A 16,111-nucleotide genomic window follows, 5' to 3' on the forward strand; every position below is an offset into this window, starting at 1 on the left:
CCGCACCCACCGTCCGACGAAAGGAAAACACCGTGCCGAACCGGAACCGCCGCGGTATCGCGGCCTTCGTGCTCGCCCTCGCCACCGCTGTGGCCGGCTGCTCGTCGGCGACCAACGCCGGCCCCCCGCCCGGCTCGGTCACCGCGCCCGGCGCGGACGCGCTGAACGGCAAGGGCGAGGTGACCGTCAACTTCTGGCACGCGATGAGCGGCACCAACGGCGAGACGTTGCGCAAGCTCGTCGACCAGTTCAACCAGCAGCACGCCGGCACGATCAAGGTCAACCTGAACTACAAGGGCCAGTACGACACCGCGCTGGCCGCGTACAAGAACTCCTCCCCGCAGCAGCGGCCGGACCTGATGCAGATGTACGACATCGGCACCCGCTACATGATCGACTCGAAGACGATCGTGCCGATGCAGTCGTTCATCGACGTCGACCACTACGACGTGTCCGACATCCAGCCGAACATCGCCGGCTACTACACCGTCGACAACAAGCTGTACTCGATGCCGTTCAACACCTCCATGCCGCTGCTCTACCTCAACCGGGAGGCCTTCGCGAAAGCCGGCCTCGACCCCGGCAAGCCGCCCGCGACACTCGACGAGATCACCGCGGACGCGCGCAAGATCAAGGCCACCTCGGGCGAAACCGTGCGATACGGCTTCGGCGCGACCCTCTACGGCTGGTTCGTCGAGCAATGGAACGCGATCGCGAACCAGACCGTCTGCGACTCCGAGAACGGCCGCACCGGCCGCGCCGGCAAGGCGACCCTGGCCACCGGCACCACCATCAAGCTGCTGCGGTGGTGGCAGCAGATGGTCAACGAGGGCCTGGCCATGAAACTGGACAGCAACACCGACAACGGGGACAACGCGTTCAGCTCCGGCACCGTCGCGATCGGACTGGAGTCCACCGGCTCGCTCGGCCAGTTCACCAAGGGCGCCGCCGCCGCGAAGAACCCGTTCACCGTGTCCACCGGCTTCTTCCCGAAGGTCAACGCCACCGACACCGGCGGCCCCATCATCGGCGGAGCCTCCCTGTGGACGATCAACTCCGGCGACGCCGCCCGCGAGCGCGCGTCCTGGGAACTGGTGAAGTTCCTCGCCGGGAAGCAAACCCAGGTCGCCTGGCACACCTCGACCGGCTACTTCCCCATCAGCAAAGCCGCCCTGCGGGAACCGGCCGACCAGCAGTGGGTCGCCCAGAAACCGCAGTTCGCGACAGCGATCCGACAGCTTGAGGCCACCAAGCTGACCCCCGCCACCCAGGGCTGCTCGGTCGGCGTGATGCCGGACATCCGCAAAGACGTCGAACAAGCCCTCCAGGCCGCGGTGCTCCAAGGCCAGGACGCCAAACAAGCCCTCACCGACGCCGAGAACAAGGCAGCCAAGCAGATCGCCGACTACAACGCCAAGCTCGGCGGCTGACCCCTCCCCCGGCCCGCGGCGCGTCCCTGCTGCTCGGCTTCGGTCCCGTGGGCGCCGAGCCGGGTGCCCGGCTCGGCGCGCTGATGATCGACCTCGGCCGTCACCGGCGCGTCCCGCCGCTCACTCCTGATCCGGCCGACCGGCCGAGACCGGCCAGCGGCGGTGCCGGCCGTCGATGACGAACGCGTGGCGGTGCCGCCACAGCCCGTCCTCGCCCTCGACCGCATCGGCGAGGTGCTCGGGGTCAGTACTCGCGTCGTGCGTGTGCTCGACCAGCGCAGGATCTCGCCGCGGCCACACGCGGGCCGCGGCCACCGCGCCCACCGCGGCGAGAGCAGCGAGCACGATCCAGGCCGCGGTGAACCCCGCGCCGGTGGCCAGCCATCCCGCGATCGGGTAGGCGAGCAGCCAGCACGCGTGCGACAGCGAGAACTGCGCGGCGAAGACAGCCGGGCGGTCAACCGGTGCGCTCGACCGCCGCAGCACCCGGCCCGCCGGTGTCAGGACCAGCCCGGTCCCCGCGCCGACGACCGCCCACACGACCAATGCGACCGGCCAGCGCCAGCCGCCGGCGTCCGCCGTGGACAGCGCGACCGCGCCGGCGACCGCGGCGAGAAGCCCCGCGGCGCCGGCGAACATGACAGCGCGCTCACCGGCCCGGCGGAGCAACTTCGGCACCAGCAGCGCGACCGCCATCGTGCCGACGCCGTTGCCGGCCAGCAGCCAGGCGACGTCGGCCTGCGATCGGCCGAGTTCGCCCTGGACGTAGTTGACGGTGTTGACCATCACGATCGCCCCGACCGCCGCCACGACCAGATTCAGCCCGAGCACGCCCCGCAGCCGCGGCGTCGCGGCGTAGATCCGCATCCCGGCCAGGGTCCGCTCCCACACGCCGCCGCGCCCGCTGCGAGCCGCGTCCGGGATCCGCGTGGTCACGACCAGAGCAGCGGACGCCAGGAACCCCGCCGACGTGCCGGTGAACAGCCAATGGAACGACACCGCGCTCAGCAGGGCCGCGGCCAGCATCGGAGACAGCAGGCTCTCCATCGTCGAGGCCAGCTGCGATGCCGACAACGCCCGCGTGTAATCGCGTTCGTCGGGCAGGATGTCCGGCAGCACGGCCTGGAACGTCGGAGTGAACGCGGCCGACGCCGACTGCAGCACGACGATCAGCACGTAGATCTGCCACACCTGGTCGACGAACGGCAGCGCCAGCACCACCAGGGCCCGCACCAGATCCAGGCAGACCAGCAGCACCCGCCGCGGGACCCGGTCCGCATACGCGCCCGCGACCGGAGCCACCGTCACGTAAGCGACCATCTTGATCGCCAGCGCGGTGCCCAGCACCGCGCCCGCGTCCGCACCCGCCAGTTGATATGCCAGCAGCCCGAGCGCGACCGTGGTCAACCCGGTCCCGAACAACGCCACCAGCTGCGCCCCGAACAGGTGCCGATAGTCCCGGCGGCCGAACAACGACAACACAGCGGCACACTCCTACTACCCGACGAGGACTGCCTCCCATGATAGGTGCACATGTACGCACATGATGAACCTGGTGTCCAATGGACCCAGCTGCCGCCTGCCGAACTGGTCGAAACCGCGTCTACCGCGCTGCGGATGCTCGCCGAACCTGGCCGGCTGCGGATGCTGTGGCTGCTCAGCGGCGACGAATACGACGTCGCGTCGCTGGCCGCGGCAGTCGGCATCGCCCGGCCGTCGGTTTCCCAGCACCTGGCCAAGCTCCGCCTGGCCGGGCTCGTCGAACTGCGCCGGGACGGGCGCCGCGCCCTCTACCGCGCCCGCGGCGGCCACGTGCGACGCCTCCTGGCCGAGGCCATGAACGCCGCCGACCACCACCTGCACAGCATCCCGGACCACGACTAGCCCGGAGGCGGTGCGTGCCGCCGGCCGACGCGAGGTTCCGCTACCTCGTCCGCTTCTTCGCCCGCTCGAACGCCACCCGAGGCCGGCCGTGCACTCGGGGTGCGAGTGTGCGGCCTGCCGCCGACGCTCGACGGCTCGGCCTGTCACGCGAACAGCTCGAAGGCCAGCGTCAGCGGTCCAGGTCGAGCGCGGCGTGGGCCTGCCGATCGTCGTTCTCCCTGCCGGTCGCATCGCCGCGCCGCACCGGCAGCAGCAGGGTGAAGGTCGGCGGCGCCGGCCGTCCCAGCAGCAGCCGGCCCCCTTCGGCTTCCGCCAGGCTGCGGGCGAGAGCGAGGCCGATCCCGTGCCCGGCGGCGGAGTCGGACCGCCGCCGGAAAGGATCGGCATCCGAGGCGAGACCCGGTCCTTCGTCGGTCACGTCGAAAGCGATGGCTTCTCCCATGTCTCGGACGGTGACGGTGACCGTGCCCCGGCCGTGCCGGGAGGCGTTGTCCAGCAGCACGGTCATGGCTTGGCGGGTCGCGAGAGCCGAGACGCGGGTCTCCGCGAGGTCGAGAGGATCTCGCAACAGCAAGACCCGGCCTTGCGCGGCCAGCAGACCGTGCCAATCCTGCCGGAACTCGGCGAGCGCGGTCTTCACCTCGACGAGTTCGGTGCCGGGATGGGCATCGCGGGCGAGGGCGAGCAGGTCGCGGATGGTGCGGTCGAGCCGGTAGGTCGTCTCCAGCGCGGCGGTGACAGCCGGGCGCAACGCCGGGTCCGGGCTCTCCAGCGCGACCTCGAGTTGCATCTGCAGACCGGCGAGCGGGGTGCGCAACTGGTGCGAAGCGTCCGCGGAGAACGCCCGCTCACGGGCGAGGATGTCCCCGATGCGCCCAGCGGTCGTGTCCAGTGCGATGCCCGCCCGGTCGATCTCGGGAATGCGGGACCGGCGGGTCCGCACGGTGAAGTCCCCGTCGCCGAGCCGCGCAGCGCTGGTGGACAGCTCTTCGAGCGGCGCGGCCAGCCGGACCGACAGGCGGTGCGCGACAAGCCAGGTGGCGGCCAGCGCCACCACCGCCAGGCCGCCCATGCCCAGCCACGTCAGCGCAGTGCGCCGATCCACCTCGCTGTGCGGGGTCGCGGCGCGCACCATGCCGACGACCGTCCCGGCATCGGTGATCGGAACGATGGCGACCAGGTCCGTCCCGGTGTCGTCGGCGATCACTTCGTTCGCCCGGATCGCCGAGCCCGCCGCTTCGAGCCGCGCGGGTCCGCCTCCGGCCAGCCGGTCCCCGGACGGGTTGTAGAGAGCCAGCGAGGTGTTCGCCTCCGCGGCCGGGAGCCGGTCGGGCAGATCGTGCCGGATCACCTGCGCCGAGACGGACAAGGCCGCCGAGTCGGCAAGCCGTTCCAGCTCGGCACGCTCGTCGTCGAGGTAGTAGCGGGCGACGCCGACCGCGAGCGGCAAGCCGAACAAGCTGATCGCCAGCACGCCGGCCAGCACGGTCAACAGGATGATTCGCTTGCGCACAACGGCTCCTTCGGCGGCGGGCGCGCGCCCTCGGCGTCCAGTGTGCAGCCGCTCCGGCCATCGTGCGTTCGCGAGGCGGTTCGTTTGCCGTCCGCTAACCGGCGGCCGCTCCGGCGGGAAACGGGAGGCCGCGGCCCGCGGAATTTTGCCGTGCGCTGGCCGAAACGAGCCGAAGGCCTTTCGCGCCCCTCTCTAGCGTCGTCCTCGCACCAGTCGCCGTGGGAGGGAAACCGCAATGAAACGCACGACCGGTCACGCCGGAATCGTTGTCGCGTCGCTCGCCGCGGCACTGGCACTGGGTGCGTGTTCCTCAGCGAACAGCCCGGCATCCCCGGGTGCTTCGCCCGCCCCGAATGCCCCGGAGGCCAATCCGGCGGGCGACATTCCCGACAACCAGGTGTACGTCCCGCTCACCACGCCAGACCACCGATTCACCGTGTCGGTTCCGGAGGGCTGGGCACGAAGCACAGCAGGCAATTCCGCGTTGTTCACCGACAAATTCAACAGCGTCCGCGTCGAAACCACCGCCCGCCCGCAAGCCCCCACCACCGGGTCGGCGACCGCGGAGGAATTGCCCGCCATCCGCACCGGCAGCCGCGGCTACGTCGCCGGGTCCGTCAGCACCGTCGCGCGCAAGGCGGGAAACGCGGTCCTGATCACCTACCAGGCCGACTCGCCACCGGACCCGGTCACCGGGAAATCGGTCGCTGACTCGGTGGAGCGGTACGAATTCTGGAACAACGGCGAAGAACTGGTCCTCACGCTGAGCGGCCCCAAAGGGGCGGACAACGTCGATCCGTGGCGCACGATCACCGACTCGGTGCGGTGGATGTGATGGCAGCGCCGCTGCACGCGCGCCAGCTGTATCGCTTCTACCGCTCGGGCGAGGAGGAAACCCTGGCGCTCAAAGGGGTTTCCCTCGCCGTCGAAAGCGGCGAGATCGTCGCGGTGACCGGACCTTCCGGATCGGGAAAGTCCACTCTGCTCGCCTGCCTGGCCGGCATGGACGATCCGGACGGCGGCAGCGTGCACGTCGCCGGCAGCCGGATCAGCCACCAGCCGGAGCCGGTGCGGGCCAGGCTGCGCTCCCGCCGGATCGGGATGCTGTTCCAGAACGGCAATCTCCTGGAGCACCTCACCGTAGCGGGCAACGTGGTGGTGGCACAGCGCCTCGCCGGCCGGCGCGCCGCGCGCGACCCGGGCGCGCTTCTGTCCGCATTGGGCATCGCGGATCGGGATCGTGCTTACCCCAGCCAGCTTTCCGGCGGCGAACTCGCCCGGGCGGGCCTCGCGGTCGCCCTGGCCAACACGCCGGCCGTGGTGCTGGCCGACGAACCCACCGGCGAACTGGACAGCACGACGGAACACCGGATCCTCGAACTGCTGGCCGAGACAGCACACGACGGGACGGCGGTGGTGGTCGCCAGTCACAGCCCGGCGGTGAGCGCGTTCGCGCACCGGACGGTCCGGCTCGACGACGGAAAGGTATGCGAATGACCGGCGACACCGCGCCCGCGACGCGATTCGGCCGCGCCGACCGCGAACCGGGGATATTGGCCGAATGCCGGGATGTCGCCCGTACCTACGGAAAGGGGCCGACCGCCGTCGTGGCGGTGCACGGCATCACCTGCCGGATCCGCCCGGGCCTGCGGCTGGCGGTCACCGGGCCGTCCGGATCGGGCAAATCCACTCTGCTGCACCTGATCGCCGGGATCGACCGGCCCACCGCGGGCACCGTCGAGTGGCCGGATCTGCACCACCGAGCCACCGAGGTCGGAGTCGTCTTCCAGGGTCCCAGTCTGCTGCCCGCGCTGGACGCGACCGAGAACGTGGCGCTGCCGCTTCTGCTGGCCGGAGAGCCCGAGGACGAGGCCTTCCGCCGTGCCCGGTCCGCACTCGGCCGGCTGGCGATCGACGACCTGGGAGGCAAGCTGCCGGACGAGCTGTCCGGCGGGCAGGCGCAGCGGGTCGCGGTCGCGCGGGTGCTGGCCGCCCGCCCGCTGCTGATCGTCGCCGACGAACCCACCGGCCAGCTCGACCACGAGTCCGCCGAACGGGTCATGACGGTCCTGGCCGCCACGGCCGACGAACTGGGCGCCGCGCTGGTCGTCGCGACGCACGACCCGTTCGTGGCCGCCCGGCTGGGGCAGGAATGGACGATGCGCGACGGCCGGCTCCACGGCGCGGCCGATCCCGGCCTTGCCGAGCGAAACGGAGAGACTCGATGATCCGGCATTGGATTTCCGGCTTGGTGCGCCGCCGAGGGGTCCGCCTCGGCGCGACGGCCGGCGGCATCGCGGTCGCCGTCGCGCTGCTGGTGTCCCTCGGCAGTTTCCTCGCCGCCGCACAGGGTTCGATGACCGGCCGCGCCGCCCGCGGCGTCGCCGTGGACTGGCAGGTCGAGGTGCGCGCCGGCGCGAACCCCGCCTCCGTCCGCGACCTCGTCCGGAACGGGCCGGGGGTGCTGCGCTCGGACACGGTGGGATTCGCGCGGACAACCGGCATGTCGGCATCCGGCGGCGGGACCGCCCAGACGACCGGACCCGGGGTGGTGCTCGGGCTGCCCGGCTCCTACCGCGGTGATTTCCCCGGCGCGGTGCGCACTCTGGCCGGAGCCGATCACGGAGTCGCACTGGCCCAGCAGACCGCCGCGAACCTGCACGCCAAACCCGGCGATGTCATCCAGCTCGGACGGGCGGGGCTGCCCCCGGTCAGCGTCCGCGTCACCGAGGTCGTCGACCTTCCGCAAGCGGATTCCCTGTTCCAGAAGGTCGGCGCCCCGGCAGGCGCGCAGCCCTCCGCGCCCCCGGACAACGTCCTCATCCTCGGCAGCGGCGCGTGGCACGCCTTGTTCGACCCGCTCGCCGCGGCCCGCCCGGACCTGGTGACCACCCAGATCCACGCCGCGCTGAACCGCTCGCTTCCCGCCGACCCGGCAACCGCCTACACCCAGGTCGTGGGCGCGGCACACAATGTCGAGGCCCGCTCCGCCGGCACTGCCGTCGTAGGCAACAACCTCGGCGCCGCCCTGGACGCGGCGCGCTCCGATGCCGCCTACGCGCGGGTGCTGTTCCTGTTTCTCGGGCTCCCGGGAGCAGTCCTCGCGGGCCTCCTGACGGCCGTGGCCGTGGCCGCGGGCGCCCCTCGCCGCCGGCGCGAGCAAGCTCTCCTGCGCGCGCGTGGCGCGACCGGCCGGCAACTGCTGCGCTTGGCCGCGGCGGAGGCCCTCCTCGTCGGCGCAGCTGGGTCGGTCGTCGGCGCCGCCGCTGCCGCCTTGATCGGGTTGACGGCTTTCGGATCGGCGCGGTTCGGGGCGAGCGGGGCGGACGCGACCGGCTGGTCCGTCGCCGCCGTTCTCTCCGGGCTGGCCATCGCCGGACTGACGGTGCTCGCTCCGGCCTGGCGCGACCTGCGCGGGACCACAGTGGCCTCGGGGCGGGCCGCCCTGACGCGCCGCGAGCGGCCGGCCTGGAGCCGGTACGGCCTCGATGTGCTCCTGCTCGCCGCCGCCGCGGTCGTGTTCTGGCTGACGAGCCGGACCGGCTACCAACTGGTGCTGGCGCCGGAAGGCGTGCCGGCCATTTCAGTGTCGTACTGGGCGTTCGCTTCGCCCGCGCTGTTCTGGCTCGGCTCCGGGCTGCTCGCGTGGCGATTGGCAGAGCTCTTGCTCGGCCCCGGCCGCCGTCTCCTGGGCCGCGGCCTCCGGCCCTTCGCCGGCTCGCTGGCGAATGTCGTGGCGGGCTCGCTGGCGCGCCAGCGGCGGCTGCTCGCGCACGCCATCGTGCTGCTGGCGCTGGCGCTCTCGTTCGCCGCGTCCACCGCGACGTTCAACGCGACCTACCAGGCCCAGGCCGAGGCCGACGCGCAGCTGACCAACGGCGCCGACGTCACGGTCACCGAATCGCCTGGAACTTCGGCCGGGCCATCCGCGGCCGGCCCGATCGCCGCCACCCCCGGCGTGCGCGGTGTCGAACCCGTCCAGCATCGCTTCGCCTACGTCGGAGCGGATCTGCAAGACCTCTACGGCGTGCGGCCGGACAGCATCACCACGGTGACCGCTCTGCAGGACGCCTATTTCCAGGGCGGCACCGCCCGGGAACTGATGCAGCGGCTCGCCGCACAGCCCGACGCCATCCTCGTGAGCGCCGAGACCGTCAAAGACTTCCAGCTGAGCCCCGGCGATCTGCTCAATCTCCGGCTGCAGGACGGACGGACAAAACAATTCACCACGGTGGCCTTCCATTACGCGGGCGTGGTGAAGGAATTCCCGACCGCGCCCAAGGACAGCTTCTTCGTCGCCAACGCCGCCTATGTCGCCCAGCACACCGGCAGCGACGCCGTCGGAGCGTTCCTGGTCGACACCGGCGGGCAGAACACCACCGCGGTGGCCCGCCGGCTCCAGGACCGGCTCGGTCCGGCCGCGACCGTGACCGACATCGCGCACACCCGCGCCACCGTCGGCTCCAGCCTGACCGCGGTCGACCTCGCGGGCCTGACCCGAGTCGAACTCGGATTCGCGCTCGTGCTCGCCGCCGCCGCGGGCGGCCTGGTCCTCGCGCTCGGGCTCGCCGAACGACGCCGCTCCTTCGCGATCGCCGGCGCACTCGGCGCGACTCCTCGCCAGCTGCGCTCGTTCGTGCTCGGCGAGGTGCTCGTGCTCGGCGCCGGCGGCCTCCTCGCCGGAGGCCTCGCCGGCTGGGCCCTTTCGCACCTGCTGGTGAAAGTGCTGACCGGGGTGTTCGATCCGCCTCCGGCCGCACTCACGGTGCCGTGGAGCTACCTCGTCGCGGTCGGCGCGACCGCTGTCGCGGCGCTCGCCGTGGTCGCCGCCGTCACGGTCAGAATCGCCCGGCGGTCCCCGATCGCGGTGCTCCATGAACTCTGACGCCCCGTCTCGCGCGGCCGCCCGCGGTGTCGGAATTTCGTTAGACCACGGCAAAATCTCGCTCCGAACCCGTCACCGGATGGGCTGACGCACCGGCGAAACCGGCCGGCGGCACGCTTCACTGACGATCATGAACAAGCTTCCCCCGATCACCGCGGTCTTCTGGATCATGAAGATCGCGGCCACGACGCTCGGCGAGACCGCCGGCGATCTGCTCGCCCAGACCCTGCGCGTCGGTTACCTGGCAAGCTCGGCCATCCTCGTCACGGTCTTCGTCGCCAGCCTGGCGACCCAGCTGGCGGTGAAGACCTTCCGCCCGGCGCTCTACTGGACGGTCATCCTCGCCACCAGCACAGCCGGAACGACGATGTCCGACTTCATGAACCGGACCGCGGGCCTCGGCTACGCCGCCGGCGCGCTGGTCCTGGTGACCGCGCTGCTCGCCGTGTTCGCGATCTGGAAGTCCACCGGCTACTCGTTCGACGTGCAGACCATCGCCACGTTCAAGGGCGAATTGCTGTACTGGACGGCGATCCTGCTCTCCAACACGCTCGGCACGTCGCTCGGGGACTTCCTCGCCGACGATTCCGGCCTCGGCTTCGGCGGCACCGCCCTGGTGATCACCGCGGTCCTGCTGCTCGCGCTCCTGGCGATGCGGACGACCCCGATCTCGCGGACCCTGCTGTTCTGGATCGCTTTCGTCCTGACCCGGCCGCTGGGCGCGTCGGCGGGCGACTTCGTCAGCAAACCGGTCTCCGCGGGCGGGATGGGCTACGGCACCGTCGGAGCCTCGGTCCTGCTCGGATCGGTCCTGGTCGCGTTGATCGGCTACACCGCCTGGCAGCAACGGCAGATCCGGCTCGCCGGCCTCGCCGCGTGACGCGGACGGGTCCGGCGGGGTGCTCAGCCGTCCGGATCGCGGTCGGCTTGGGGCTGTTCGAGCCGATAGCCGTGGCCGCGCAGAGTCGTGATGGCGGGAGCCTCCGCCGGCCCGGCCGCGTCCTCGAGCTTGCGCCGCAGCGCGGCGACGTGGACGTCGAGGGTCTTGGTGGAGCCGAACCAGTGCGCGTCCCACACGTCGGCCATCAGCGTCGTGCGGCTGACCGCCGCCCCGGGTTCGGCCGCCAGCCGCGCGAGCAGGTCGAATTCCTTGGCCCGCAACGGAATCTCGTGTCCGGACACGGTCGCCCGGCGAGCCGCCCGGTCGACCTGGAGCGGCCCGACCGCGAGGACGGCCCGGTTGTCCGCCGGCGCCGCGCCCCGGCGCAGATGCGCCCGGATCCGGGCGTGCAGTTCGGTGAGCCGGACCGGCTTCGTCAGGTAGTCGTCGGCACCGGCCTCCAGTCCGACGACGACGTCCATCTCTTCCTGCCGCGCGGTGAGAATCACCAGCACGCAGCCCGGCTGGACGACTCGCAGTTCCCGGCACAATTCGACCCCGTCCAGGTCCGGCAGGCCGAGGTCGAGCAAAGCCAGTTCGAACTCGTGCAGCCGCGCTTCGCGCAGGGCCGCCCGGGCGGACCGGTGCCACGCCACCCGATGGCCGTGCTGGTGCAGGCTCGTCTGCAGGGTCCGCCCGATCGTGTCGTCGTCCTCGACCACCAGCAGCTCCGCCATGCCCCGAGCTTAGCCATCGGATTCCCGCCGGAAGGCCGGTACGGGCGGCCTCTCCCGGGTGAACCAGCCAGGTTTTGCGTTGCGCTAACCTCTGCCTTGACGGTTTTCTCCCCGCGCGTTCCTACCGTGGCGACTATGACGGTCCTGAATCGGCCCAGCCGCGGAACCCGGCCGTCCCTCCCGGTCCGGACGAGGGCGGCGGTCGCCGCCGGCAACGCGGCCGCCCGGGCCTCCCGCGCCGCCGGCCTCGGCCGCGGCGGCATCATCGGAGGCCGGGTCAGCTTGGCGCTCCAGCCGGCGGCGCTGGCCCATCTGTGCCGGGACCGGGAGGTGGTGCTGGTCACCGGGACGAACGGCAAGTCCACCACGACCTGCCTGCTCGCCGCCGCGCTGCGGCCGTTCGGCGGAGTCGCGTGCAACGCCAGCGGCGCGAACATGCCCGACGGCCTGGTCGCGGCGCTGGCCGCCAGCCCGACGGCCCGGTACGCGGCACTCGAGGTCGACGAAAACCACCTCCCCGCCGTGCTGGCCGAAACGACCCCGGCCGCGGTCGTCCTGCTGAACCTCAGCCGCGACCAGCTCGACCGGACCGGCGAGGTCCGGCGCACCGAGAATGTCCTGCGCGCCGCCTTCGCCGCCGGTCCGTCCACAATGGTCATCGCCAACTGCGACGACCCCCTTGCCGCCTCCGCGGCGATGGCTGCCGCGAATCCGGTGTGGCTTTCGGCAGGCAACTCCTGGCGAGGCGACAGCGCGTCCTGCCCGCGCTGCGGGAGCGCGGTGCGCGAAGCATTTGGCGGCTGGCGGTGTTTCTGCGGCTTCGCCCGCCCGGAACCCGCCTGGGTCCTGGACGACGGCGAACTCGTGCACCGGAAGGGATTGCGGGTCCGCTTGGCTCCCGCCTTGCCCGGACGGGCCAACGCCGGCAACCTCGCCTTCGCCGCCGTGGCCGCGGCGTCGCTCGGCGTGCCGCTGGACGCCGCCGCGGCCGCCGCCGGCGCGGTCGACCAAGTCGACGGCCGGTACCGCGTCGTCGGCTACCGGGAACGCCGGGTTCGCTTGCTGCTGGCCAAGAACCCGGCCGGCTGGGCGGAAACGCTGCGGATTCTCGCGCCGGGCGCCAGCCCCGCCGTGCTGGCGGTCAACGCGCGCGAAGCCGACGGGACAGACCCGTCATGGTTGTGGGACGTCGCGTTCGGCGCATTGCGAGGACGGCGGATCGTCGCTTCGGGCGACCGGGCCATGGACCTGTCGGTCCGGCTGAGCTACGCGGAAGTCGCACATCGCGTCGTGCCGGATCCGCTCGCCGCGGTCGCGGCGCTCCCGCCCGGGCCGGTCGAACTGGTCGGCAACTACACGGCGTTCCGCGACGCGGCGGCGAGGCTGGCGCATGCCCGGTGAGTCCGCGGTCCGCATCGGGCTGTTGCTGCCCGATCTGCTGGGCACCTACGGGGATTGCGGGAACGCCGAAATCCTCCAGCGACGCCTGCAGTGGCGGGGATTCCCCGCCGCGGTCATCCCGATCACCGTCGACGACGAGGTCGCCGACTCGCTCGACCTGTACGTCATCGGCGGCGGCGAAGACTCCGCGCAGTCGCTGGCCGCCGACTTCCTCGCCCGGCAACCCGGCTTCGCCCGCGCCGTCGGCCGGGGAGCGCCGCTGCTCGCCGTGTGCGCCGGGCTTCAGGTGCTCGGACGGGAATTCACGACCGGACACGGGCGGGTCCGGACCGGCATCGGCGTGCTCGATCTCGTCACCGCACCGGCCCGCGACCGGGCGGTCGGGGAGATCCGCACTCGCCCCGTTCCGTCTTTGCTCACGGAAGCGTTGACCGGCTTCGAAAATCACCAAGGCCACACCACGCTCGGCCCAGCGGCACAACCCCTCGGCCGGGTCGAGCACGGCACCGGGAACGGCGACGGCTTCGACGGAGCCGTCCAGGGCCGCGTCGTCGGCACCTACCTGCACGGACCCGCGCTCGCGCGCAACCCGGAGCTGGCCGACCTGCTCTTGAGCTGGGCCGTGGGCACACCGTTGCGCCCGCTCGAGGTGCCCGGCCTGGCCGAACTCCGGCGGCAGCGGCTGTCCCGCCCACGGCGTAGGCGCTGACGGCACGGCAGCCGATGCCTGATCCGGCGCCGTACAGCGGCTGCCGCCGGCCCAGGTCGACCGGCAGGCACCCGCTCCGTCGCCGCTGACCCCGTGCGCACGCTCCGCACGGGGTCAGCGCGATGCCCGAACGCCTACTCCTGGCCCTGGAACTGGTGATCCGCATTGCCCGCGGGATCCTGATGCCCGCCCGGGCCGTCGGCCTCCGCCGCGCCGCCGTGCGGCTCGGCGGTCGCTTCGGGCCCCTCCGCGCCCGGCTGCTCCGGCGCCGCCTGCGGCTCTGCCGCAGCCTGTTGCACCTGAGCAACGGGCGCAGCGGCCGGTGCCGGCGCGCTGGGGGCCGCGGACGCGACCGCTGTGCCCAGCATGGCGGCCAGCAGCGCCGCCGCTGCCGCGCCCGCGGCCAATCGTGCTCGTCCCGTCATGATTCCTCCTGCTGTCGTGACTTCGGCGACCGCTACCGGGCACCGTTGCCGCAGGCTGGCACGCGGACGCTGGCCACACGCTGAACGAAGCTGAGAAAACACCGTCGGCGACTCAGATCCGCGAGTCGTCGATCAGCCGGTAGCCGATCCCGCGCAGCGTCTCGATGGTCTGCCTGCCGAAGGGAACATCGATTTTCCGGCGGAGGTACCCGACATAGACCTCCACCACGTTGTCGTCGCCGTCGTACTGCGCGTCCCACACGTGGGCGAGGATGTCCGGCTTCGTCAGCGCCTCGCCCGGCCGGCGCATCAGGTACTCCAGGAGACTGAATTCCCTTGGGGTCAAAGCGATCTCCGTCTCCGCTCGCCGCACCGAACGCCGCGCCGGATCGAGGACCAGGTCGCCTGCCCGCAGCACGCTGGGGCGGGCCGGCGCACCGCGGCGGAGCAGCGCGCGCAGCCGGGCCAGCAGAACCACATAGGAGAACGGCTTGGTCAGGTAGTCGTCCGCGCCGAGGTCGAAAGCGTCCGCCTCGTCGTATTCGCCGTCCTTGGCGGTGAGCATGACCACCGGCACCCAGTTGCCCTCCGCGCGCAACGTCTCGAGCACGCGGTAGCCGGACAGCCCGGGCACCATGATGTCCAGCACCACGATGTCGTACGGACGCTCCCTGGCCGCCCACAACCCGTCGGGCCCGGTGCCGGCCACATCCACCGCGAATCCGTCCGCGACCAGGTTGCGGCGCACGGATTCGGCCAGCCGCGGTTCGTCCTCCACGAGCAGAACACGCATAGTCTCGACCTCTCGCTCAGTCCGGTGTCTCGTCCGCGACCCGCGCGGCGGCGGCTCCCGGGTCCTCCTCGGCGGCCGGGAATTCGACTCTGAAGAAGGCGCCGTGCCGACCGGGCGGCGGTGCGAGGCACTGGGCGCGACCGCCGTGGCGCGCGGCGATTCCCGCGACTATCGCCAACCCGAGCCCTGCTCCCCCATGGCCCCGGTCGCGTTCCGCGTCCAGCCGGACGAACCGGCCGAACACGTGCGACCGCTCCGCGGCCGGAACGCCCGCGCCGTCGTCGGACACCTCGACCACCGCCAGCCGGCCCTCTCGCCGGCAAACCAGCCGCACGGTGCTTTCCGCGTGCTCGCGGGCATTCTCGGTCAGATTGCGGACAGCGCGCGCGACCTGTGCCGCATTGCCGCGGATCCGCGCCGGCCGTACCCGGGCCTCGATCGTGAGCCCGCCGATCGACTTCAGCCGGATGGCTTCGGCCCGGACCACATCGTCCAGATCGACGTCGGCGGCGGGCGGTGCGTCACTGCCGTCGTCCGTGCGCGCGAGCACCAGCAGGTCGTCCACCAGCTCGCCCAGCCGGGCAGCCTCGGCGCCGTTGATGTCAACGAGCTCCGCCATGGTGATCCGTCCCGGATGCCGCGCCGCCAAATCCAGTGTCGCCGTGATCGTCGACAGCGGGGAACGCAACTCATGGCTGGCGTCGGCGACGAACCGGCGCTGCGCTGCCTGCGCGGAGGCCAGCCGCGCCAGCATCGCATTGAGCGTGCTGGCCAGGCGCTGGATCTCATCCTGCGCGCGCGGGACGGGGACCCGGACCGCCAGGTCTGTCATCGAGACCTCGGCGACGGTACGGCGCATCGCCTCCACCGGTCCCAGCGCGGCTCCCAGCGCCAGGTGGACCGCCAGCCACGCCAAGGCGAGCAACGGAACCGCAGCGGCGACCAGCAATACCGCCAGGCGCGCGACGGCCGTCCGGGCGCCTTCGAGCGACTGGGCCGCGACCACGGTGTAGCCGGCGGAGCTGACCGCCACCACCCGGTATTCGGCATTGTTCTGCCCCAACGGCAACGCGACGGTGGCGACCGCCTCGCCGCCGGCCGGCGGCAGGCCGGTCAGGATCGGCGGCTCGCCGGCCAGTTCGGCACTCGACCGCACCACCCGCCCGCCGGCGTCGAGAATCTGCACGGCCGCCGTTTCCCCGGGCGTCGCCGTGAGCGCCGGTTCAGCGACCGGGCCGCCCGCGGCGAGCGCGGCGGCGACATTCCGGGCTTTGGCCGACGCGGTATCGGTGGCGCCCGACACGAGCGAGCGGTTCAGCAACGCCAGCACGGCGACGCCGGCCGTGATCATGCCCAGCGCGAGAATGCCGATAGCGATGATGCTGCTCCACCGTCGAACACCGGCCCGCGCCACGCATTCGCGAATGCAGGCACTCGGCCTCATCTGCCGAGCA

The 16,111-nt window shown here is 72.0% G+C and carries 15 protein-coding genes; 9 read left to right on the plus strand and 6 right to left on the minus strand.

Translation table 11 applies throughout. From position 1 onward, the window contains the following. Positions 1-32: 32 nt before the first annotated feature. Positions 33-1,430, plus strand: coding sequence for an ABC transporter substrate-binding protein (locus tag H5411_RS12480; RefSeq protein ID WP_037365829.1), 1,398 nt, complete (start codon positions 33-35; stop codon positions 1,428-1,430). Positions 1,431-1,550: 120 nt separating this feature from the next. On the opposite strand, the gene H5411_RS12485 is transcribed toward H5411_RS12480, so the two are convergent. Further along, a complete protein-coding gene (locus H5411_RS12485) occupies positions 1,551-2,912 on the minus strand; it encodes an MFS transporter (RefSeq protein WP_037365796.1) in 1,362 nt (453 codons plus the stop codon). A 51-nt stretch (positions 2,913-2,963) separates the two neighbouring features. On the opposite strand from H5411_RS12485, the gene H5411_RS12490 reads away from it, so the two are divergent. Continuing rightward, positions 2,964-3,314 (plus strand): ArsR/SmtB family transcription factor, encoded by a 351-nt coding sequence (locus H5411_RS12490; RefSeq protein WP_037365795.1) that lies wholly within the window; start codon positions 2,964-2,966, stop codon positions 3,312-3,314. 169 nt (positions 3,315-3,483) lie between these two features. On the opposite strand, the gene H5411_RS12495 is transcribed toward H5411_RS12490, so the two are convergent. Continuing rightward, on the minus strand, positions 3,484-4,827 hold the full coding sequence (locus H5411_RS12495) for a sensor histidine kinase (protein WP_081655250.1): 1,344 nt from the start codon (positions 4,825-4,827) through the stop codon (positions 3,484-3,486). 235 nt (positions 4,828-5,062) lie between these two features. Between H5411_RS12495 and H5411_RS12500 the strand changes: the two genes are divergently transcribed. The 5 genes from H5411_RS12500 (at position 5,063) to H5411_RS12520 (ending at position 10,592) form a co-directional block, all read left to right on the plus strand. Next, positions 5,063-5,662, plus strand: coding sequence for a hypothetical protein (locus H5411_RS12500; RefSeq protein ID WP_101437983.1), 600 nt, complete (start codon positions 5,063-5,065; stop codon positions 5,660-5,662). After that, positions 5,662-6,324, plus strand: a complete 663-nt coding sequence (locus tag H5411_RS12505; RefSeq protein ID WP_037365793.1) for an ABC transporter ATP-binding protein — start codon at positions 5,662-5,664, stop codon at positions 6,322-6,324. Before H5411_RS12500 ends, H5411_RS12505 begins: the two co-directional genes overlap by 1 nt. Continuing rightward, entirely contained in the window at positions 6,321-7,055 is a 735-nt protein-coding gene (locus H5411_RS12510) for an ABC transporter ATP-binding protein (RefSeq protein ID WP_051166276.1), read from the plus strand. The genes H5411_RS12505 and H5411_RS12510 overlap by 4 nt, the downstream gene beginning before the upstream one ends. Continuing rightward, entirely contained in the window at positions 7,052-9,712 is a 2,661-nt protein-coding gene (locus H5411_RS12515; protein WP_037365791.1) for an FtsX-like permease family protein, read from the plus strand. The genes H5411_RS12510 and H5411_RS12515 overlap by 4 nt, the downstream gene beginning before the upstream one ends. A gap of 130 nt (positions 9,713-9,842) precedes the next feature. Next, positions 9,843-10,592, plus strand: coding sequence for a COG4705 family protein (locus tag H5411_RS12520; protein WP_037365790.1), 750 nt, complete (start codon positions 9,843-9,845; stop codon positions 10,590-10,592). 23 nt (positions 10,593-10,615) lie between these two features. On the opposite strand, the gene H5411_RS12525 is transcribed toward H5411_RS12520, so the two are convergent. Then, positions 10,616-11,329 carry a response regulator transcription factor gene (locus H5411_RS12525; protein WP_037365789.1) on the minus strand — a complete coding sequence of 238 codons (714 nt, stop codon included), beginning with the start codon at positions 11,327-11,329 and terminating at the stop codon, positions 10,616-10,618. Positions 11,330-11,464: 135 nt separating this feature from the next. Between H5411_RS12525 and H5411_RS12530 the strand changes: the two genes are divergently transcribed. Both H5411_RS12530 and H5411_RS12535 read left to right on the plus strand, forming a co-directional pair. Continuing rightward, positions 11,465-12,730: a MurT ligase domain-containing protein gene (locus tag H5411_RS12530; RefSeq protein ID WP_037365787.1), complete on the plus strand. Its 1,266-nt coding sequence runs from the start codon at positions 11,465-11,467 to the stop codon at positions 12,728-12,730. After that, complete coding sequence (locus tag H5411_RS12535) at positions 12,720-13,439, plus strand: type 1 glutamine amidotransferase (protein WP_037365785.1); 720 nt, start codon at positions 12,720-12,722, stop codon at positions 13,437-13,439. The genes H5411_RS12530 and H5411_RS12535 overlap by 11 nt, the downstream gene beginning before the upstream one ends. 134 nt (positions 13,440-13,573) lie before the next feature. On the opposite strand, the gene H5411_RS12540 is transcribed toward H5411_RS12535, so the two are convergent. From H5411_RS12540 to H5411_RS12550, 3 genes are all read right to left on the minus strand, one after another. Continuing rightward, a complete protein-coding gene (locus H5411_RS12540; RefSeq protein WP_143271428.1) occupies positions 13,574-13,864 on the minus strand; it encodes a hypothetical protein in 291 nt (96 codons plus the stop codon). 112 nt (positions 13,865-13,976) lie between these two features. Next, positions 13,977-14,657, minus strand: coding sequence for a response regulator transcription factor (locus H5411_RS12545; protein WP_037365780.1), 681 nt, complete (start codon positions 14,655-14,657; stop codon positions 13,977-13,979). Between the two features lie 16 nt (positions 14,658-14,673). Further along, positions 14,674-16,101: a HAMP domain-containing sensor histidine kinase gene (locus H5411_RS12550; RefSeq protein WP_051166275.1), complete on the minus strand. Its 1,428-nt coding sequence runs from the start codon at positions 16,099-16,101 to the stop codon at positions 14,674-14,676. Between the last annotated feature and the right edge of the window lie 10 nt (positions 16,102-16,111).

It is taken from the genome of Amycolatopsis echigonensis (assembly GCF_014174495.1).
GTDB classification, from domain to species: Bacteria; Actinomycetota; Actinomycetes; order Mycobacteriales; family Pseudonocardiaceae; genus Amycolatopsis; species Amycolatopsis echigonensis.